This window comes from Martinezella tropici (assembly GCF_008370325.1).
GTDB lineage: Bacteria > Pseudomonadota > Alphaproteobacteria > Rhizobiales > Rhizobiaceae > Rhizobium > Rhizobium tropici_B.
In genome coordinates this window covers 285,725-304,789 of sequence record NZ_VNIP01000004.1, presented here as the reverse complement: position 1 = coordinate 304,789, position 19,065 = coordinate 285,725, and the positions used below count along the sequence as shown (strand labels likewise).

General features: G+C 61.4%; 18 protein-coding genes. 12 read left to right on the top strand and 6 right to left on the bottom strand.

Annotation, left to right across the window (positions count from 1 at the left end):
- Window positions 1-16 precede the first annotated feature (16 nt).
- The 3 genes from FP026_RS07155 to FP026_RS07145 are packed head-to-tail and all read right to left on the bottom strand — an operon-like array spanning window position 17 to window position 2,396.
- Window positions 17-1,408 carry a sensor histidine kinase gene (locus FP026_RS07155; protein WP_149633924.1) on the bottom strand — a complete coding sequence of 464 codons (1,392 nt, stop codon included), beginning with the start codon at window positions 1,406-1,408 and terminating at the stop codon, window positions 17-19.
- The gene (locus tag FP026_RS07150; RefSeq protein ID WP_113248853.1) at window positions 1,405-2,076 is read right to left on the bottom strand and encodes a response regulator transcription factor; all 672 of its coding nucleotides are present in this window, start codon (window positions 2,074-2,076) and stop codon (window positions 1,405-1,407) included. Before FP026_RS07150 ends, FP026_RS07155 begins: the two co-directional genes overlap by 4 nt.
- Window positions 2,077-2,078: 2 nt before the next feature.
- Window positions 2,079-2,396 carry a PepSY domain-containing protein gene (locus FP026_RS07145; RefSeq protein WP_246665277.1) on the bottom strand — a complete coding sequence of 106 codons (318 nt, stop codon included), beginning with the start codon at window positions 2,394-2,396 and terminating at the stop codon, window positions 2,079-2,081.
- Between the two features lie 174 nt (window positions 2,397-2,570).
- Between FP026_RS07145 and FP026_RS07140 the strand changes: the two genes are divergently transcribed.
- The 6 genes from FP026_RS07140 (at window position 2,571) to FP026_RS07115 (ending at window position 10,987) form a co-directional block, all read left to right on the top strand.
- The gene (locus FP026_RS07140; protein WP_149633923.1) at window positions 2,571-6,614 is read left to right on the top strand and encodes a Pls/PosA family non-ribosomal peptide synthetase; all 4,044 of its coding nucleotides are present in this window, start codon (window positions 2,571-2,573) and stop codon (window positions 6,612-6,614) included.
- A gap of 8 nt (window positions 6,615-6,622) precedes the next feature.
- Entirely contained in the window at window positions 6,623-7,240 is a 618-nt protein-coding gene (locus FP026_RS07135; RefSeq protein WP_149633922.1) for a 4'-phosphopantetheinyl transferase family protein, read from the top strand.
- Between the two features lie 249 nt (window positions 7,241-7,489).
- Window positions 7,490-8,188, top strand: coding sequence for a methyltransferase family protein (locus tag FP026_RS07130; RefSeq protein ID WP_188112525.1), 699 nt, complete (start codon window positions 7,490-7,492; stop codon window positions 8,186-8,188).
- Between the two features lie 148 nt (window positions 8,189-8,336).
- Window positions 8,337-9,155, top strand: a complete 819-nt coding sequence (locus FP026_RS07125) for an ABC transporter ATP-binding protein (RefSeq protein WP_149633921.1) — start codon at window positions 8,337-8,339, stop codon at window positions 9,153-9,155.
- Window positions 9,152-9,922 carry an ABC transporter permease gene (locus tag FP026_RS07120; RefSeq protein WP_149633920.1) on the top strand — a complete coding sequence of 257 codons (771 nt, stop codon included), beginning with the start codon at window positions 9,152-9,154 and terminating at the stop codon, window positions 9,920-9,922. Before FP026_RS07125 ends, FP026_RS07120 begins: the two co-directional genes overlap by 4 nt.
- 33 nt (window positions 9,923-9,955) lie before the next feature.
- Complete coding sequence (locus tag FP026_RS07115; RefSeq protein ID WP_149633919.1) at window positions 9,956-10,987, top strand: ABC transporter substrate-binding protein; 1,032 nt, start codon at window positions 9,956-9,958, stop codon at window positions 10,985-10,987.
- A 43-nt stretch (window positions 10,988-11,030) separates the two neighbouring features.
- Here the strand turns inward: FP026_RS07115 and FP026_RS07110 are convergent, their stop codons facing one another.
- On the bottom strand, window positions 11,031-11,942 hold the full coding sequence (locus FP026_RS07110) for a LysR family transcriptional regulator (protein ID WP_149633918.1): 912 nt from the start codon (window positions 11,940-11,942) through the stop codon (window positions 11,031-11,033).
- 129 nt (window positions 11,943-12,071) lie between these two features.
- On the opposite strand from FP026_RS07110, the gene FP026_RS07105 reads away from it, so the two are divergent.
- The 5 genes from FP026_RS07105 (at window position 12,072) to FP026_RS07085 (ending at window position 16,094) form a co-directional block, all read left to right on the top strand.
- Complete coding sequence (locus FP026_RS07105) at window positions 12,072-12,551, top strand: carboxymuconolactone decarboxylase family protein (protein WP_149633917.1); 480 nt, start codon at window positions 12,072-12,074, stop codon at window positions 12,549-12,551.
- A gap of 130 nt (window positions 12,552-12,681) precedes the next feature.
- Window positions 12,682-13,599, top strand: coding sequence for an MBL fold metallo-hydrolase (locus FP026_RS07100; RefSeq protein ID WP_188112524.1), 918 nt, complete (start codon window positions 12,682-12,684; stop codon window positions 13,597-13,599).
- Between the two features lie 162 nt (window positions 13,600-13,761).
- Entirely contained in the window at window positions 13,762-14,514 is a 753-nt protein-coding gene (locus FP026_RS07095) for an SDR family oxidoreductase (RefSeq protein WP_149633915.1), read from the top strand.
- 63 nt (window positions 14,515-14,577) lie between these two features.
- A complete protein-coding gene (locus tag FP026_RS07090) occupies window positions 14,578-14,997 on the top strand; it encodes a cupin domain-containing protein (protein WP_149633914.1) in 420 nt (139 codons plus the stop codon).
- A gap of 68 nt (window positions 14,998-15,065) precedes the next feature.
- Complete coding sequence (locus tag FP026_RS07085; RefSeq protein ID WP_149633913.1) at window positions 15,066-16,094, top strand: mechanosensitive ion channel family protein; 1,029 nt, start codon at window positions 15,066-15,068, stop codon at window positions 16,092-16,094.
- Here the strand turns inward: FP026_RS07085 and FP026_RS07080 are convergent.
- Window positions 16,077-16,565 (bottom strand): RrF2 family transcriptional regulator, encoded by a 489-nt coding sequence (locus FP026_RS07080; RefSeq protein ID WP_112345759.1) that lies wholly within the window; start codon window positions 16,563-16,565, stop codon window positions 16,077-16,079. The genes FP026_RS07085 and FP026_RS07080 overlap by 18 nt on opposite strands.
- A gap of 183 nt (window positions 16,566-16,748) precedes the next feature.
- Window positions 16,749-17,651: a LysR family transcriptional regulator gene (locus FP026_RS07075; protein ID WP_149633912.1), complete on the bottom strand. Its 903-nt coding sequence runs from the start codon at window positions 17,649-17,651 to the stop codon at window positions 16,749-16,751.
- 137 nt (window positions 17,652-17,788) lie between these two features.
- On the opposite strand from FP026_RS07075, the gene FP026_RS07070 reads away from it, so the two are divergent.
- Entirely contained in the window at window positions 17,789-19,015 is a 1,227-nt protein-coding gene (locus tag FP026_RS07070) for an HlyD family secretion protein (RefSeq protein ID WP_149633911.1), read from the top strand.
- Window positions 19,016-19,065: the final 50 nt, after the last annotated feature.

The window sequence follows — 19,065 nt, the reverse complement described above, 5'->3', positions numbered from 1 at the left end:
GTTCCCCCGAACTGCTTTAGACTTCCGGTGCCATTTGCCTGTCCTTGACCAGCCGCACCGGCAAAGTGACGGTGACCGACAATCCGCCGAGATTGGAGCGGGCGAGCGTCAGCTTCCCGTCATAGGCCTCGACCAAATCCTTGGCGATCGCAAGACCGAAGCCGGTCCCGGCGATGCTTTCGTCCAGTCGCCGGCCGCGGCGGATGAAGGCGATCTCCGCATCCTCGGGCAGGCCCGGACCATCATCCTCGATGAGCAGCTTCACTCCTTCGAGTTCGGGCAGCAGCGACAGACAAACCTCGACCCTTCCCGCCGCCCACTTCCTGGCATTGTCGATCAGGTTGCCGGTAATATCGGCGAAATCCGCTTCGTCCACCGCCAGCCACATTTCAGCGGGTGCCACGAGCTCGAATTCGATCTCTCGGTCCGCCGACAGGCGCCGCATGACGGAGATGATCTTCTGCAGATCTGCGCTGGCATCCATGACGCCGACCGTATGGGCGGCCGCCAGGCTCGCGCGGGTCTGCGCCAGCGTCCGCTTGATCTGCGCTTCCATGCGGCTGACCTCCGCCTGGATTGCCGCGGCGCGCTCAGACATGCCCTCCTCCGAAAGCATCCGCGCCGTCGCCTCGAGAGCCGCCAGCGGCGTCTTGAGGCCATGCGCGAGATCGCCGGCGCGAGCACGCGCCTGGGTCAACTGCGTCTCGCGGGAAGCCAGCAGACCGTTGAGATCGTCCACGAGAGGCTGGACCTCGCGCGGAAACTGGCCGGTGATCTTTCGTGCGGATCGCTCCTGGACCGCCATCAATGCCGTGCGGAGATCGTTCAGTGGCCGCAATCCATAGCGCAGAAATACCACGACCGCCCCGATCAGGGCGACCGACAGCACGCCTAGAGAGGGTGCCATGGCATAGAAGAAGCGCCAGCGCGCCGGCGCAAGCTCGCTGTTGTCGAGCGCCATGACGATATCGACGATCTGGTCGCCCGTGGCCGAGGGGATCGAAATGGACCGTTCGACGGCGAGAAGACGGCTGCCGTTCGGTCCTTTCATATCCGTTGCCCGGCCGGCATCGCGAGGGCGGGCACGCAACCAGGGCAGGTTCTGCTCCCAGAGCGATTGCGAACGCAACTCAACGGCGCCGTTGCGCCCGACCTGCCAATAGAAGCCGCCATTCGGAATGCCGAAGCGAGGATCCGTCGGCGTGTCGTCGAGGAAGAGCTGATTGGAGGAATTTATGTCGACCGCCGCCAGCAGAACGCGCAGTTCCTCGTCTATCTCGGAAAGCGCGAGCGCCCTCACCGCCAGTCCGGAAATGGCGTTGATGCCGACCCCGGCAAGAAAGGTTGCAACGATGATCGCCACCACGGAACCCAGCAGCAACCGCCCTCGCAGCGAGAACGGTGTCATGACGGCGGCGCCTCACGCGGAATGATATAACCCTGGCCGCGGCGGGTTTCGATGACCGTCCCATCGAATTTGCGCCGCAGGCGCGCGACGACGACTTCAAGCGCGTTCGACAGGAGCTCCGTCTCCTCGTCATAGATACTGTCGGCGATCTGCGACCGCGACAGGACAGTACCGACATTGTGCATTAAATAGGCCAGAAGCCGATATTCAAGGGCCGTGACCTGCACCGGCTGCCCGCGAAACGAGACCGTGCGCTGGCGCGTATCGAGCTCAAGCACGCCATTGGAAAGGATGGGAGAGGATTGCCCGGCGGCGCGGCGCATCAGCGCGCGCACACGGGCCAGAAGCTCCTCCATTCGGAAGGGCTTGGTCAAATAATCGTCGGCGCCGGCATCCATGCCATCGACCTTGTCGCGCCAGCCGTCGCGCGCCGTCAATATGATGACAGGCATGCCGCGGCGCTCTGCACGCCAGCGTCGCAATACCGTCAGGCCATCGAGCTTCGGCAGCCCAAGATCGAGGATCACGAGATCGAAATGCTCGATATCACCGCGATACCATGCCTCTTCGCCGTTGCTCACGGTCGAGACGACATAGTGCTGGTCTTCCAGGCAACGGCGCATATCCGCTACGATGCTGGGCTCGTCCTCGGCTATGAGAATGCGCATCGTCAGCGTCTCTCGATCACGGCGAGCGTTGCGCCATCGAGCACGATATCACCACGCCTGCCGTCGGCTTTCAGCACGCGCACGGCATAGGCCTGATGACCAGCGCGGCGAACCCGCTTGATTCGCAGCACCCGTCCCGGCATTTCACGCGCGACGACGGCATAGATGTCGCGCAGTGGCCGCAGCGTACCGCCATCCTCCACCAGCACGCTGTTATGCGAACGGGCCGATGCCTCCATGCCTATGGAACTCAGCGAAGCTGCCACCAGGAGAACGGACAGTCGGCGGGGCCTGCCGGCTCTTCGCTCGAATATGCGCAACGATATCAATCCTTCTTCACATGCTCGCAGGTCGCATCCTGCGCCGGTAAATCATAACTTTCTCAACATTACAGTTCCCTGACAACCCCCGTAAGAGAGCTGCAAATTGGAAGGTGTATAAGCGTCGACAGATGGCACGCTGATTGTGCCGAGTTTCGTTCCGCAGAAGTTACCATGACTATCCAGATTTCGTCGATTACTTCAAATGCCAGCCTCTCGGTTTCCTCAGGCGGCATCAGGCCCGAGTTCGTCCGCAACGAGACACTCGTGGACATCTTCAAGGCAACGGTCGCGGCCAGCCCCGACAAAACGGCACTGACCCTCATCGGAACCGATGAGGCGATGACCTATGCCGAACTCGACCGGCTCTCCGATGAAGCCGCGCGCGCGCTCAGCCGCCGCGGCATCGGCCCGGGCGATTTTGTCGGCCTGTGGCTCCAACGCTCCCTCGAGCTCCATGTCGCGCTTCTGGCAATCCTCAAGGCTGGAGCCGCCTACATCCCCTTCGATGCGGCCGCCCCTGCGGACCGTGTCGCCGTCAGCCTTATCGACTGTGGCGCAAAATGGCTGCTGACGCATGAAGAACAGGCTGCGCTTGCACCAGCCTTCGATGGCCAGACGCTTCTCCTCAAGGGCCTGCTTTCCGAAGACAACGCGGACATCGTTCCGCGCGTCGCTGCCCACGACGATCCCGCCTATGCGATCTACACGTCCGGCTCCACCGGCAAGCCGAAAGGGATCGTGATCACGCACCGGAACATCTGCCATTATCTGCGGGCAGGTAACGATGTGCTGGGGCTTGTCGAATCGGATGTCGTCCTTCAGCAGGCTTCGGTCGCCTTCGATCTTTCGCTCGAGGAAATATTCATTCCCTATCTGGTCGGCGCGACCCTGAAAGTTGCGACATCGGAAGTCATGGCCGAGCTCGACAGGCTGGCCGACGTCCTGGAAGCGGAAAAGATCACGGTCATCGACACCGTGCCGACCCTGCTCACCATGCTGGAACGCGACGTCGAAAGCCTGCGCGTCATCATCGTCGGCGGCGAAGCCTGTCCGCCGGCGATCGTCAGCCGCTTCTCCAAACCCGGCCGGCGCCTGATCAACACTTACGGCCCTACCGAGACGACTGTCGTGGCGACCTATGCCGAGCTCGACTCGTCGCGGCCGATCACGATCGGCTGCCCGATCGCCAATACGGCCGCTTATGTCGTTGACGAGAACCTGCAGCTTGTTCCGCGTGGCGATGCCGGCGAGCTGCTGATCGGCGGGCCGGGTGTCGCCGCCGGATACAGAAACCTGCCGCAGCTGACCGCCGCCAAATTCATCGCCAATCCCTTCGCGACCCACGACGATCCGGTGCTTTACCGCAGCGGCGACGCCGTCTTGATGGACGAAGACGGTCAGCTCCATTTCCTCGGACGCATCGACGACCAGGTCAAGATTCGTGGTTATCGTATCGAGCTCGGTGAGATCGAGACCGTCGTCGGCGAGCTTCCCGACGTGAAGGCCGCCTCCGTCGTCGTGCACCGACCGCCGGATGGCGAGGACATGCTGGTCGCCCATGTCGTGACGACAGGCAACGGCTTCGATCGCGACAAGGCGCGCGCCGTGCTGGCCGCTAAGCTGCCGCCCTATATGGTGCCTGCCGCATGGCACAGCCACGTGTCGCTGCCACGGCTGCCCTCCGGCAAGGTCGACCGCAAGACACTTGCCGCGATCCCGCTGGTGAGCGATCCGGCGACGCAAGCGCAGGAGCCGCCGCGCACTTGGACCGAAGCGCAGCTGCTGAAGGCTGCGACCGAAGCGCTTCGCCTGCGCTCCATCAATTTCGAGGCGGATTTCTTCACCGAGCTCGGCGGCCATTCCATGCTGGCGGCCCGGTTCGTTTCCGAGGTCCGCAAGATCCCGCTGCTTGCGGGGATCGCATTGCGCGACGTCTATGCCGGCCGCACCCTCAGAGGCATCGCGGCAATCCTCGAGCAACGGACCGAGCGCGCCTCCGGGCAGGAGCCTAAGAATTTCGAGCCGGCTCCCTGGCGCCGGCGCTTCCTCTGCGGCCTGGCGCAGGCCGTGGTGCTGCCCTTTATCGTCGCCCTCGCGACGCTGCAATGGATCGGCCTGCTGCTCGCTTCGATCCTGTTGATCGACGACGGCGCATCGGTCTGGAACGAGATCCTCATCCTCGGCGGCGTCTATCTCGGCCTCAATCTCGGCGAGAAGCTTGTCGTCGTTGTGCTAAAATGGCTCGTCATCGGCCGCACGCGCCCCGGCGTCTATCCGCTGTGGGGCACCTATTATTTCCGCATCTGGCTGATGCAGCGCATCGTTCAGCTCACGGCTCCGAAATTCCTCAAGGGCTCGCCGCTCATTCGCCTCTATATGCGGGCATTGGGAGCCAAGGTCGGCCAGGATGCGATGATCGATGAGTTCGAAGAAGGCGCAATCGATCTCGTGCGCGTCGGTGCAAGGTCCAGCCTCGGCGTCAAGATCAAGCTCGCCAATGTCGAAGTCATCGGCAATGAAATTCATGTCGGCACGATCGACATCGGCGAAGGCGTGCAGATCGGCAATGGCTGCGTCATCGGCCACAGTGTCAAGATCGGCGACGGCGCCATAATCGGTGATCTGACGGCGCTCGCCGCGGGCACGCATGTCGAAGCCCATACGCGCTGGGACGGCTCGCCCGCACGCCGGACCGGGCATGCGGAACACGAGGAGATGCCGGCGCATCCGGAATTGGGGATCGCCGGCCGTATATTCCAGTTCGCCGCTTATTTCGTCGCCTACAATGTCAGCCTCGTCGTCGGCCTCCTGCCGATCTTCCCGGCCTTCTACCTATTCTCCGCCGTGCAGGAGATGTTTTCTCCGGGCACTGACGAGGCTTTGTCCTGGGCAATGATCGCCGCCCTTTCCTGGCCGGCCGCCCTGCTGCTGATCATCGTGTCCATGGCTGTCGTCGTCGCGTTCCGATGGGTGCTGCTGCCCCGCGTCGTACCGGGCCGCTACTCCATCTTCGGCAACCTCTATTTCCGCAAATGGATCGTCGGCCTGACCACCGAGGCCATGCTGGAAACCTTGAATTCGCTCTATGCCACGGTCTTCATGCGCAATTGGTACCGCCTGATGGGTGCCAAGATCGGCAAGGGCACGGAGATCTCGGCCAACTTTGCCGGTCGCTACGACCTCATCGAAATGGGCCGCGACAACTTCATCGGCGACGAAACGATCTTCGGCGACGAGGAAATCCAGAACGGCTGGATGGTGCTCAAGCGCCTGAAGACCGGCGACCGCTGCTTCTTCGGCAATTCCTCCGTCATCTCGCAGGGCGCCGTGATCGAGAGTGATTCACTCGTCGGCATCAAGACCCGCCTGCCGGACTCGTTGCATGTCAAGACGGGCGAAACCTGGTGCGGCAGCCCCGCCTTCCAGTTCCCGACGCGCGAGCGGCTGGAGGCGGCGGCAACAAGCACCTATGCGCCGCCTCTGCGCATGCGTCTTGTCCGCATCATGTTCGAGGCCATGCACACGTCGCTGCCGACCGCCATCCTTATCGTCATGGCACTTGCGATGTCCGACCTGATGGCAAGCGCCATCGACGATGGCGCCTGGGGCAGGCTGTTCTGGACGCTGATGGCTTCCGGCCTGGCAACCTCGGGTATCCTGTATCTAGTTGCAGTCGCCTTCAAATGGACGCTCATCGGCACCTACAAGCCCATGAACCGGCCGATGTGGTCATGGTGGGCGATGCGCACAGAGGCCGTCGCGGTCTTCTATGGCGGGCTCGCCAGCAAGATGCTGCTCGACTACCTGCGCGGCACGCCCTTCCTGCCCTGGCTGCTGCGCCCCTTCGGCGCGAAGATCGGCCGCGGCACATGGATCAACAGCACCGACATTTGCGAGTTTGATTGCACCCATATCGGCGACCATGCCGTGCTCAACATGGGATCCTGCCCGCAAACGCATCTTTATGAAGACCGCATCATGAAGGTGGGCCGTATCAGGATCGGCACGGGCGTCTCAGTCGGCTCGGGCAGCACGGTCCTCTATGAGGCCAATATCGGAGATTTCGCCGAGATCGGACTGCTGACCCTGGTCATGAAGGGCGAGGCCATCCCGGCAAGCACGTCATGGGTCGGTACGCCCGCCCAGGCCGTAGAAGCCGAGCAGGAACCTGCTCCCATGGTTCAAAAAGAGACCCTGCCCTCCGCGGCCGCATGAGCGCCGCCGTGACGGCTCTTCAGTTCGATGTGGTCCTGAGAATTGCGGATGCGGTCGCTGTTCTCGTTCGCCCGGCTCCAGACGGGCGGATGGAGCGCGACAGAGCGGCGCAAGCCGCTTTGAGAAGCGCGGCGCAACGGGATGATCTTGTCATCTACCGCCGGCCGAGCGATCGACCGGCGCTGAACCCTCCCCATCACGAACTTGGCGTTTCGCTTTCGCATCGGGCTGACCTGCTGTTGGCAGGCTTCTCGCCCGACGCCGCTGTCGGCGTCGATATCGAGATCGAGGATATCAATGGTTTCGATCCGATCGCCTTTGCCGCCGACCATTTCTCGCAGGGTGAGGCGGCCGCCATTGCCGGGTTCGATAGCAGCGCGGCACGTGAGATCTGCTACCGCCTTTGGGTAGCCAAGGAAGCGGCATTGAAGATCAGCGGCCGCGGCATTTTCGATGGGCTGGACGAACCGGACCTGGCAAAGCATCTGGATCTCATTCGCATCGACGGCGCGAGCGTTCGCCTTGAAGCTGGATCGCGATTGCCACCGATTGCGGTGTCGGTCACCCGACTTGCGAGACCGGCGGATCAGCCGATTTATTGCGCCCTTGCCCGTGATTGGACATGAAGGCGCACATGGGCGCGGCCTGACGCCCGAATGCCCAATCCGCCGCTTCCATCGTCGATGACGGGACGAATTCATTGGCCGTTCGTTTTCAAGAACGCGATTGCGGATGATCGATCGGAATCTTGTCTGCCAACTGTTCTTGGCCCACATAAGATGGAGAATTATGTCTTGAACAACCGGACGATGTAGCTACATGCTCTGTCCGACAATGATTGCGGACCTGCGTTCGCCATGCGTGGAGATTAACGGATGACGGTCACCGAACCCCCACCTATGTCCCGAACAGCGGCCATATCCTATGCGATCGGCCTGCCACTCGCCTTGCTCGCGCTCATTTTCCTGCCAGCCGGCCGCCTCGGCTGGCCGCCCGGATGGATCTTCCTCGCCTTCCTCTTCGCGGTCTACGGTGTAGCGGTCCTGGTTCTGAAACGGGTAAACCCCGCAATCTTCCGGGCTCGCAATCGCTTTCAGGCCGGCACCAAACGCTGGGATGTGATTCTCGTCTCGCTTATCTGCCTCGGCTTGGTCGCCGAAATTCCGGTAGCAACCTTTGATTCCGGCAGAATGTCGTGGTCGGCGATGCCTATCTCTGTCGTGATCCTCGGCTATGTCCTGCTTGGCGCCGGCATCGGGTTTGGCGCCTGGGCACAAGCGGTCAATCGCTTCTTCGAGCCCGGCGTCCGTCTGCAACGCGAACGCGGCCAGCACGTCATCAGCAACGGTCCCTATGCGTTCGTGCGCCATCCCGGCTATGTCAGCGCGATCATGGTATTCGCCGGGCTGGCATTGGCGCTGGCCTCGTGGTGGGCCTTGATCCCGGCCGCTTGGGCAAGCGCCGTTTTGATCCTGCGCACGAGCTGGGAAGATGCCCTGCTGCAAACCGAACTCGAGGGCTATGCCGACTACGCCCGACGCGTGCGGTTTCGGCTCGCCCCGGGCCTTTGGTAGGGCTTTGCTGCCTTCCGCTGTGACATAAGGAACTGTGCGCCCGATCGCATATTGACTGACGCGGCCTGCTTTGATCTGTTGGCCACAATGGCAATGCCCGACACCCGGTCCTTTGAGGTTGGTGGATGTCCGGGAGGAACAGCAGGGCATGATGATGACGGCTGTGCGGGCGGTCAGCCTGAAACAGGTGGCGATTTCGTTTGAAATGGCCAAAAGAACACGGTTCGATGCCGTTGCGGCTACTGATCTGAATGTGGAAGCGCACGAATTCGTGGCGATCGTCGGCCCGACGGGATGCGGAAAATCCACGCTTCTGAACGCGACTGCGGGGCTTTTGGCGCCTGCGTCCGGCACGGTCGAGGTCTTCGGCCAGCCGCTGAAATCGATCAACCGTCAGGCGGGCTATCTCTTCCAGCAGGATTCGCTGATGCCCTGGAAGACGGTGCTGGAGAATGTCGCGATCGGCCTTGAGATTGCCGGTATCGGCCACGCGGAAGCGAGGAAGAGAGCGCGCGAATGGCTGGGGCGCGTCGGGCTTGCCGCCTTTGCGGACCGCTTTCCGCGCATGCTGTCGGGCGGCCAGCGCAAACGGGTCGGGCTTGCACAGGTCCTAATCCGCGATCCGAAATTGCTCTTGATGGACGAGCCCTTCGGCCCGCTCGACGCACAGACCCGCCTGATCATGGGTGACCTTTTACTGAAGCTCTGGTCCGAAGACCGCAAGGCGGTCATGTTCGTCACGCACGACCTCGATGAGGCGATTGCTCTTGCCGATCGCGTCGTCATCATGTCCGCCGGACCGAAATCGCGCATCATTGGCGATTTCAGGGTGCCTCTGGAGCGGCCGCGCGAGATTGGTGAGATACGGCACGATCCGGTTTTCAACCAGCTGCATCGCGATATATGGCAGGCATTGCGCGATGAAGTCATGACGGCCTACCGCCAGAGCAGCGGAGAGATCGCATGAACCGCACGCTCCTTCTTTCGCTGCAGGTCCTGGTGGCGCTCGCCGTCCTCGTCCTTTGGCATCTGGCGACGAATACCAGCCTTTTCGGCAATCCAAAGACCATATCCTTCTTCTTCGCCGACCCGCTCAAGGTGGCGCGGCGCGTCATCCAGTGGTTTGCCAGCGGATCGATCTGGTACCATCTCTGGATCACGCTATCGGAATCGATCCTGGCCTTTCTGCTCGGCGCCTTCGGCGGTATCGTCTTTGGCTTCTGGTTCGCCCGCCGGCCGTTGATCGCGGCCGTCTTCGATCCATACGTGAAGGCGGCGAATGCCCTGCCCCGTGTCGTGCTTGCCCCGATCTTTGCTCTGTGGTTCGGCCTCGGCATCTGGTCCAAGGTCGCGCTCGGCATCACGCTTGTCTTCTTTATCGTCTTCTTCAACGTCTATCAGGGGGTGAAGGAAGTCAGCCAGCCGGTCCTGTCCAATGCCCGCATGCTTGGCATGAACGAGCGGCAATTGCTGCGCCATGTCTACCTGCCCTCGGCACTTTCCTGGGTATTCTCCAGCCTGCATACGTCGGTGGGGTTTGCGGTGGTCGGTGCGGTCGTGGGCGAATATTTGGGCTCCGCCGCCGGTCTCGGCTATCTCATCCAGCAGGCCGAGGGTGTTTTTGACGTGACCGGCGTCTTTGCCGGCATGGTCGTGCTGACGGCCTTCGTCCTAATCGTGGATTGGGTGATGACCGTGGTCGAACGGCGACTGCTGGCCTGGCGCGGCCAGTAGCGCCAAGGAAAATAGCGAAGTGGAGGAAAAAACATGGAGCGCAGGACATTTCTGATCAGGACGGCGAGCTTCGGCATCGGCGCATCGCTCGCAGGCATTCTGCCCGCCGCGGCTGAGGAGGCGAAACCGGAAAAGCCGGACCTATTGATCGGCGTGGGCGGCAAGCCCCTGCTCTATTATCTGCCGCTGACGATCGCCGAGCGGAAAGGCTTCTTCAAGGAAGAGGGTCTCAATGTCACCATCAATGATTTCGCCGGCGGCTCGAAGTCGCTGGAGGGCCTGATCGGCGGTTCCCTTGATGTCGTCGCCGGCGCCTACGAGCATACGATCCGCATGCAGAACAAGGGCCAGGATATCGTCGCGATCTGCAATCTCGGCCGCTTTCCGGGGATCGTCATCGCCGTGCGCAAGGATCTGGCCGGCGAGATCAAGTCCATGGCCGATATGAAGGGCCGCAAGATCGGCGTGACGGCACCGGGCTCCTCGACGGCGCTGATGTTCCAATATGCCATGCTGAAGAACGGGCTGAAGAGCGACGATGCATCGCTGATCGGCATCGGCGGTGGAGCCGGCGCGGTTGCCGCGGCCAAGAGCGGACAGATCGACGGGCTCTCCCATCTCGACCCCGTCATCGCGCAGCTGCAATATGACGGCGACATCACCGTGCTTCTGGACACCCGCACGGAAGCCGGCACACGCGCCCTGTTCGGCGGCCCGAACCCCGCCGCGACCGTCTACATCAAGCGCGAATTTGCCCAGGCGAATCCGATCACGACACAGCGGACGGTCAATGCCTTCATGAAGGCATTGAAATGGATTTCGACCGCAAGCCCGGAGGATGTCGCCGGCGTAGTGCCGGAGGAATATCTGCTCGGCAACCCCGATCTCTATATGCGGGCCTTCAAGAATTCCAAGGAGATGTATTCTCCGGACGGCATGGTCACGATGGAAGGCTATCATTCCATGATGGGCGTCCTGAAGACGCTCGATCAGGAACTCGCCAATGCCGATGTGCCGTTCGACAAAACCTTCGATCCGACTTTCGCCAAGGCTGCGAAGATCTGATCAAAGGAGGCGGCGTATCAGCCTCCGGCCGCGAGGCGAAGCCTCAATGCTGAAGCGACGGCGCCATCAAGGGATCTTCCCTGACGACCTCGATCAGAAAGTCGAGCACGGCCCTGATGCGAAATGGCATGTTCCGCCGAGACGGATAAACGACATTGATCGGCAATCGGCTCGGCGGAAAATCCGGCATGAGTCTCACTAGCCGACCCGCCTCGATATCAGGACCGGCCAATATATGGGAAAGCACGGCAAGGCCGTTGCCAGCGAGTGCCGCGCGGTGGGCGGCAACGGAATTATTGGCGATCAGGCGCGGCGCGATCCGTACGGCCTCGTCCTCGGCACCATTGGAGAAGGACCATGACCTGCCGTCGCCGGCACGCTTGTAGCAGATGCAATCATGGGCGCGGATATTGTCAGGTCTTTTCGGAGCTGTCCGCCCTTGCAGGTATGAAGGCGCGGCGACGAGAAATGCCGTCGTCCAGCCGATCCGGCGGCACATCAGACTGCAGTCCGCAACCACTCCAAGGCGCACCTCGAGATCGATCGCCTCTTCGACTAGGTCGGACGGCTCCTCGCGAAAGAGCAGTTCGACGGAAAGTCCCTGGTGCTGCTCGAACAGCATCCCGAGACGATCGCTGAGGCAAAGCCCCAGCGGTGTCGGCAAGGCAAGCCGCACTTTGCCCGTCGCGGCCGTGCCGCCACGACAGGTCGTTTCACTGAGCGCTTCGACCGCCTCGATGACCTTGAGCGCCATCGGGATGATCTGCTCCCCCTCCGCCGTCAGAGCCAACGCATTCGTCGTGCGATGCAGGAGACGCGTCTTAAGATGCGCCTCCAGCGCCGAAATCTGCCGAGAGACCGCCGGCTGCGTCACGCTGAGGTGAACGGCGGCAGCCGAGAAGGAGCCTGTTTCCACTACTCTCATGAATGTTTGCAGCGCACCTACGATGTCCATCCCCACCCCCATACTTTTCCGCATAAGCCTTATGTGGCCACCTTAATTCCGAAGGGCTTTACTGTCCAGCAATTACGGATATTTTATATCCATAAGGATACCAATTGTCCTTAATAACGGAGATGATCCATGACGCAACGCGTGAACTACGCCCAGCAATCCCCCGCGCTTTTCAAGAGGCTGTCGGATCTCAGCATGGCTCTGAAAGACAGCGCCATCGATCAGAAGATCCACGATCTCGTCCAGATCCGTGCCTCGCAAATCAATGGCTGCGCCTTCTGCCTGGACATGCATGTGAAGGAAGCCAAGATCCACGGCGAGAGCGAGCTCCGGCTCTATCACATCGCCATCTGGCGCGAGTCCAACCTTTTCGTCCCGCGCGAGCGCGCCGCCCTCGCATGGACCGAGGCCGTGACGAAGCTGGCGGAAGGCGGCATTCCCGACGAGCTTTATGAGCGTGTGCGCGGCCAGCTTTCTGAGAGGGAAATTTCCGATCTGACCTTCGCGATCATGGTCATCAATGCCTGGAACCGCGCCAGCATCGCCTTCAAGGCCGTGCCGGGTTCGGCCGACAAACTCTACGGCCTCGACAGGGCCGGCCTCAACTAGGCCTCCCGCCAAAGGCCTCACTGAGCGATGCGCGGCCGCTAGGCGACCGCGATAAAAACACCTCATGAAATCGTTTCAACGGTGGAGTCGGCGTGATCGGTTCCAAGACCACAATCAACAGGAGACTGACATGAACATGAATAACCCCGCACAGCCCGTTAAATCAGGCGCCGACGAACTGGTTCCATCGCGCTATGCGGTGCAGATCGGCGACATTGAGGTGCTGGTGATCAGCGACGGCGTGCTGCCGCTTCCTACCAAGATGTTGGGATACAATGCCGACCCGACTGAGCACGCGGCCTGGCTGAACGACATGTTCCTGCCGCCGGACGCTTTCGACTGGGCGCTGAACGTGGTCGTGGTGCGCAGTGGCAAGCAGACCATCCTCATCGACGCCGGCCTAGGGCTGGACCCGGAATTGAACCTGCCGCGGGCCGGGCAATTGATCAAGCGACTGGAAGCCGCCGGCATCGACCTTGGATCGGTAACCGACGTGGTCTTGACCCACATGCATATGGACCATGTCGGCGGGCTGCTCGTCGACGGGGTGAAGGAGCGGCTGCGTCCAGACCTGCGGATCCATGTGGCGGCGGCCGAGGTCAAATTCTGGGAGGCGCCCGATTTCTCCCACGTGTCCATGCCGCCCGGCTTCCCGGACGCGCTTCGGGCGACCGCTAAGCAGTTCAGGAAAGAGTACGACAGTCACCTGCAATTGTTCGATGATGAACACGAGGTGGCACCGGGCGTGGTCGTCTCCCGAACCGGCGGTCACACGCCCGGGCATAGCGTGGTCCGCGTGGCATCCGGCAAAGGCCGGCTGATGTTTGCTGGCGACGCGGTGTTCGCGGTCGGCTTCGATCACCCAGACTGGTTCAATGGCTTCGAACACGACCCGGAAGAAGCTGCCCGCGTCCGCGTTCGTCTTTTGCGGGAGCTGGTGGAGACCGGCGAGCTTCTGGTGGCCACTCATATGCCGTTCCCCTCGGTTGGCCATGTGGCAGCCGATGGCGACCACTTCCGCTGGGTACCGGTCTTCTGGGACTACTAACCGCCTGGTGCACCAGAGCCGAGCCGGCGCACGGCCTTTAAGGACGCGCCCCGGCTCAGCCGAAAGGATCTCCGGCCTCGGTAGGACCGGCAGGATCCCGACCTACCATTCAGCAACGAATGAACAATGCGGTGCGCGAAGCGGCCGTAGATGGAGAAACTCATGAAAATCGTCATCATCGGCGGAACCGGCCTGATTGGTTCAAAGACGGCAGACCGCCTCCGCAAACAGGGCCATGAAGTCATTGCCGCCGCCCCGAATACCGGTGTCAATACGATCACCGGTGAGGGTCTCGCCGAGGCGTTGGCTGGTGCCTCCGTCGTCATCGACCTCGCAAACTCGCCCTCCTTCGAGGACAAGGCGGTGCTCGAATTCTTCGAGACGTCAGGCCGCAACCTTATGGCGGCCGAGAAGGTGGCCGGCGTGAAGCATCACATCGCCCTGTCCATCATCGGCACGGATCGCCTGCCCGAGAGCGGCTATATGCGGGCCAAGGTCGCTCAGGAAAAGATCGTCAAGGAATCCGGCATTCCCTATACGATCGTCCACTCGACGCAATTCATGGAATTCCTCGGCGGCATTGCGCAGTCCGGCACGGTCGGCGACACCACCCGCCTGTCGACGGGTTTTCTGCAGCCGATCGCTTCCGATGATGTCGCAGATTTCGTGACGGATGCGGCCCTTGCGGCGCCGATGAACGGCATCATTGAGATTTCCGGCCCAGAGCGTGCTCGGCTTTGCGATTTCGTCGCCCGTTACCTGAAGGCGATGGGCGACACCCGCAAGGTCGTGGCCGATCCGGAAGCCCAGTATTTCGGCACCAAGCTGGAGGACGGTTCGCTTGTCTCCGACAACAATCCCCGCCTCGGCCGCATCAATTTCGAACAATGGTTCGCGACATCCGCCCGCAAATAAGGGGATGACGATGTGTCGCCGGGGGCGGCCCATCGCCCAACTTTCGAGAAAGGAAATTTCGAGATGATCAAGTCAATCCTTACCCTTGCCATGACGGCTCTCTTGTCTGCCACGGCGGCGACCGCGCATGATGCCGGCGACAAAGATGCCAAGGTTACTCTCGTCTATGAGCATGAATTGCCGAATGCTCCTGGCAAGAGCATGAGAGGCGTTCTGGTCGAATACGGCCCTGGAGGCTTTTCCTCGGGCCACACCCATCCGGATTCGGCCTTCATCTATGCGACTGTTCTGGAGGGGGCGATCCGCAGCCAGGTCAATGACGGTCCCGTCAAGGTCTACAAGGCCGGCGAGAATTTCTCCGAAATGCCCGGCGATCGCCATGGCGTCAGCGAGAATGCCAGCAAGACCAAGCCGGCGAAGCTGCTGGCGGTCTTCGTCGTCGACAGCAGCCAGAAGGAACTGACCTTCCCGATCGAGAAATAGTCGCGCTGGGGCGGGTGCCATCCGCATTCGCCCCGCCCCCCTGGCAAATCATTACCGGTGAGCCCGTCATGTTTGGCGAATATCATTCCCTGCCGCTCGTCCTCATCAACCTTCTAGGCCTTGCCGGAATTCTCATTTGGCATATCCAGGGACGCAGCCGTCCGACCGGGCGCCTGATCGTGCAGATCCTGTTCTTCGCCTGCATGAGCCTGGTGCTCTGGCTTGCCGGAGTTTCGCCTTATCGCCTCGACGATGCCGAGCTTCAGGAGGCCGGCGTCCTGCTGGCCAAATCCGCAAGGGTTCTCTGGTGGCTCCATCTCGCATGGACGCTAATCGGCTTCGTGCAGATCTATATCACTCTCAACCACAAGCCGCGGGAAGCACATCTGCTGCAGGATCTGATCGTCGGTGTCGTCTATCTCGGCGTGGCTCTGGCAGTCATCGGCTTCGTCTTCGGAGCGCCGATCGGCCCTTTGGTTGCAACCTCTGGCGTGGTCGCCATCATCATAGGCCTGGCGCTGCAGAACACGCTGGCCGACGTCTTTTCCGGGATCGCGCTCACGCTCGGTCGTGCTTATGTCATCGGCGACTGGATCCAGCTTGGCGACGGGACGGAAGGGCGCGTCGCCGAAACCAACTGGCGCTCCACCAATCTTTTGACCGGCGGACACAATGTCGTCGTCCTGCCCAATAGCGTCCTTGCAAAACAGGGAATGACCAATCTCAGCCGTCCTGACGAAACGCACTGGATCGCACTTTCCGTGCACGTTGCCGCCACCCAGCCGCCATCCGTGGTTGAAGACCTCATGCTGGGCGTTCTGCGGAGCTGCGAGCGAATCGTTAAAATTCCGCCGCCGTCCGTCGCGCTCAAAGCGATCGATGCAATGGCTATCGAGGTCGAGCTGCAGTTTTGCGTGGCGAGCCCGGCCAGCCGAATGCCGGCCAAAAATGAGGTCATTGATCTCGTCTATCGGCACTGCAAGACGAACGGCCTCTCATTGGCGATGCCGGAACAAAGCTTCTTCTGCCTGCCGCCCGCCGAGGGTGCCGAGCCCACCGCAGCGGTGGTCAGGTCGCTTTCATCCGGCTCGCTCTAGCACCCATTCGAAGGAGCTCTTCCAAAGCTCCGGCGCGACTTCCTGCGACAGGATGCCGACGAGATCCGACAGCTTGACCCCGCGCAATTTTGCCCGCCAGGCTTCGTCGGCCTCCCACATGATGCGCGCGACCGCGCATGGGCTGCTTTCGCAATGGTCCTTCGGCCGGCAAGGATTGTTGGCCCGGATGTTGGTGCAGACAAAGGTGCGCTGCCGGCCCTCGACGGCTTCAACGATCTCAAGGAAGGTCAGTTCGGCCGGCGGTTTCGCCAGCCGGTAGCCACCCGAAGGGCCGAGGGACGTATCGACAAGCCCCGCCTGCGACAAGCCTTGCAGAGCCTTGGAAAGATATTCCTTGGGAAGCCCATGGAATTCGGCCAGTGCTTTGGTGGAGAGATAACGACCGTCGGGCAGTCCGGCGAGAATGGCGCAGCAATGAAGCGCCCATTCGACTTGGCTTTTCAAGATCATACATTTATTCCGCGGGGGCCGAACTTTGCTGACCCTATCAAGGACAAAGGATATCCTTATTTAATCGAAGTGTAAACCGAATGCCGTGCACCGTTTGTGCAGACCAGAGACATCGGCGTCACTTGCCGCCAACAAGCAATAATCCAGCCATCAGCATACAGGCGCACGTCAAGACATGGCCGCTCAGGTCATCCATTTGCGGTGTTCGATGAAGCGTTCCGCCAGAAGGTCGATAAACAATCTGACCTTGGTCGGCAGATGGCTGCGGTTCGGATAGATCGCGCTGATCGTGAACTCCACGGCCCGATAATCGGGCATGACGCGCACGAGACGCCCGGCGGCGACATCTTCGAAGACGATGAAGCTCGGGGCAAGGAAGATCCCCTGCCCGGTCGCTAACAGATAACGCAGCGTTTCGGCACTGTTGGAGACGACATTGCCCGAGATCTTGACGCCTTGCTGCTTACCGTCGGCATCCTCGAAACGCCATTCGTCGCCATAAGGATAGTGAGTATATTGCAGACAATTATGCGCCACGAGATCGGCCGGCACCTTCGGCAAAGGATGCGCCTCGCGATATTCGGGCGAGCAGACGAGCATGTGGCGCCACGGCGCAAGCTTGCGTGCGATAAGTGTCGATTCCGATGATGGCAAAGTGCGGATCATCAGATCGTAGCCCTCTTCGATCATATCGATCGAGCGCTCGCCGACGTTGAAGTCGATCGAGATCGCCGGGTACTGAGTCATGAATTCGTTGATGACGGGAAGCAGGAATCGGACAATGGCGCCGCTGGTGTAGATTTTCAGCGTACCGCGCGGCATGGTACTGAGAGCGCCCGCCGCCCGATCGGCCTCCTCGAGATCGGCAAGGATCTGCGAGGAGCGCTCATAATAATATTTGCCTGTCTCCGTCAGGCTGACCTTGCGCGTCGTGCGGTTGAGGAGCCGCACGCCGAGACGATCTTCCAAGGATTGCACATGATTGCCCACCATGGTGACGGACATGTTGAGCCGGCGGGCGGCCGCGGAAAAACCGCCGCAATCCACCACCCGGCCAAAGACTATCAGGCTGGTCAGCCGATCCATATCGTCCTCGGATTATCCGCTGTGAGTTGATGATCCTTCAAGATTTGGGGAGATTATCAGAAGGACCGTTCGGACGCATCTTCATCGCATCAAAAAGGGGCCTATGCAAACGGGCTCGATGCTGAAGGAAACGGACAATGGTCGAACTACCCCGCAACGAGGCGTTCAGAAACGCTAGCCAGGCCGATGCCGCACCGGCCGGCGAAGTGGCAAAGTCTCCAGCCGCGGAGGCGCCGCAAGGCCCGGCCGTCGGCGCCCCTGCCACCGCCGCTGCCCCCAAGGCGAGCCGCAAGCTGGTCAAGCGCGGCATACTTGCTGCTGCGCTGCTGGCCGGCGTCGCCTTCGGCGCCGATTTCGGCTATCGCTACTGGACAGTCGGACGCTTCATCGAATCGACCGACGACGCCTACGTGAAGGCTGACTACACGACCATCGCACCGAAGGTCGCCGGCTACATCAAGGAAGTGCTCGTCAACGACAATGATACGGTCAAGACCGGCCAGGTGCTTGCCCGCATCGACGACCGCGATTTCCAGGCTGCTCTTTCCCAGGCGAAGGCGGATCTCAAAGCTGCCGATGCGGCGATTACCAATATCGATGCGCAGATCCTGCTGCAGCAATCGCTGATCGGGCAGGCCAAGGCAACGCTCGACGCTTCGCAGGCTTCCCTGGACTATGCCCAATCCGATGCTGCCCGTCAGGCGCGGCTAATCAGCAATGGCGCCGGCACGCAATCGCGGGCCGAAGAGACACAATCGGCCAGCAAGCAGGCGGCCGCTGCCGTCGAACGCGACCAGGCAGCACTTGTCGCCGCCCAGAACAAGGTACCGGTGCTGCAGACGCAACGCGATCAAGCCGTCGCCCAGCGCGACCGTGCCGCTGCCGCGGTCCAGCAGGCGGAACTCAACCTCTCCTATACGAACATCGTCGCGGCCGTCGACGGCACGGTCGGCGCCCGTTCGATCCGCGTCGGGCAATACGTCACCTCGGGCACGCAGCTGATGGCGGTGGTGCCGCTGCACTCTGTCTATGTCGTCGCGAATTTCAAGGAAACCCAGCTGACCTATGTGCGCCCCGGCCAATCGGTCGAGATCAAGGTCGACAGCTTCCCCGATATCAATATCAAGGGTCACGTCGATAGCCTCTCGCCGGCAAGCGGGCTGGAATTCTCGCTGCTGCCGCCGGACAATGCGACGGGCAATTTCACCAAGATCGTCCAGCGCATTCCGGTGAAGATCGTCATCGATGATGAGCACCTGGCGGGGTTGCTGCGCTCCGGCATGTCGGTCGAGCCTGAAATCGATACCAAGGCGGTCCAATCCTCGACGGCCAATGCCGAGAAATTATCCAGTGACGCCGGATAACCCTTCCCTTCCTTTGTCGATTATCGCCTCAACACTGTCATGAGATTGTT

What these genes read in the sequence shown, in the direction of transcription:
- FP026_RS07095 (WP_149633915.1), top strand. Translation starts at nt 13,762, where the DNA reads ATGAAAATCGTCATCATCGGCGGAACCGGCCTGATTGGTTCAAAGACG.
- FP026_RS07100 (WP_188112524.1), top strand. Translation starts at nt 12,682, where the DNA reads ATGAACATGAATAACCCCGCACAGCCCGTTAAATCAGGCGCCGACGAA.
- FP026_RS07150 (WP_113248853.1), bottom strand. Translation starts at nt 2,076, where the DNA reads ATGCGCATTCTCATAGCCGAGGACGAGCCCAGCATCGTAGCGGATATG.
- FP026_RS07075 (WP_149633912.1), bottom strand. Translation starts at nt 17,651, where the DNA reads ATGGATCGGCTGACCAGCCTGATAGTCTTTGGCCGGGTGGTGGATTGC.
- FP026_RS07130 (WP_188112525.1), top strand. Translation starts at nt 7,490, where the DNA reads ATGACGGTCACCGAACCCCCACCTATGTCCCGAACAGCGGCCATATCC.
- FP026_RS07140 (WP_149633923.1), top strand. Translation starts at nt 2,571, where the DNA reads ATGACTATCCAGATTTCGTCGATTACTTCAAATGCCAGCCTCTCGGTT.
- FP026_RS07115 (WP_149633919.1), top strand. Translation starts at nt 9,956, where the DNA reads ATGGAGCGCAGGACATTTCTGATCAGGACGGCGAGCTTCGGCATCGGC.
- FP026_RS07155 (WP_149633924.1), bottom strand. Translation starts at nt 1,408, where the DNA reads ATGACACCGTTCTCGCTGCGAGGGCGGTTGCTGCTGGGTTCCGTGGTG.
- FP026_RS07120 (WP_149633920.1), top strand. Translation starts at nt 9,152, where the DNA reads ATGAACCGCACGCTCCTTCTTTCGCTGCAGGTCCTGGTGGCGCTCGCC.
- FP026_RS07125 (WP_149633921.1), top strand. Translation starts at nt 8,337, where the DNA reads ATGATGATGACGGCTGTGCGGGCGGTCAGCCTGAAACAGGTGGCGATT.
- FP026_RS07105 (WP_149633917.1), top strand. Translation starts at nt 12,072, where the DNA reads ATGACGCAACGCGTGAACTACGCCCAGCAATCCCCCGCGCTTTTCAAG.
- FP026_RS07070 (WP_149633911.1), top strand. Translation starts at nt 17,789, where the DNA reads ATGGTCGAACTACCCCGCAACGAGGCGTTCAGAAACGCTAGCCAGGCC.
- FP026_RS07110 (WP_149633918.1), bottom strand. Translation starts at nt 11,942, where the DNA reads ATGGACATCGTAGGTGCGCTGCAAACATTCATGAGAGTAGTGGAAACA.
- FP026_RS07080 (WP_112345759.1), bottom strand. Translation starts at nt 16,565, where the DNA reads ATGATCTTGAAAAGCCAAGTCGAATGGGCGCTTCATTGCTGCGCCATT.
- FP026_RS07090 (WP_149633914.1), top strand. Translation starts at nt 14,578, where the DNA reads ATGATCAAGTCAATCCTTACCCTTGCCATGACGGCTCTCTTGTCTGCC.
- FP026_RS07085 (WP_149633913.1), top strand. Translation starts at nt 15,066, where the DNA reads ATGTTTGGCGAATATCATTCCCTGCCGCTCGTCCTCATCAACCTTCTA.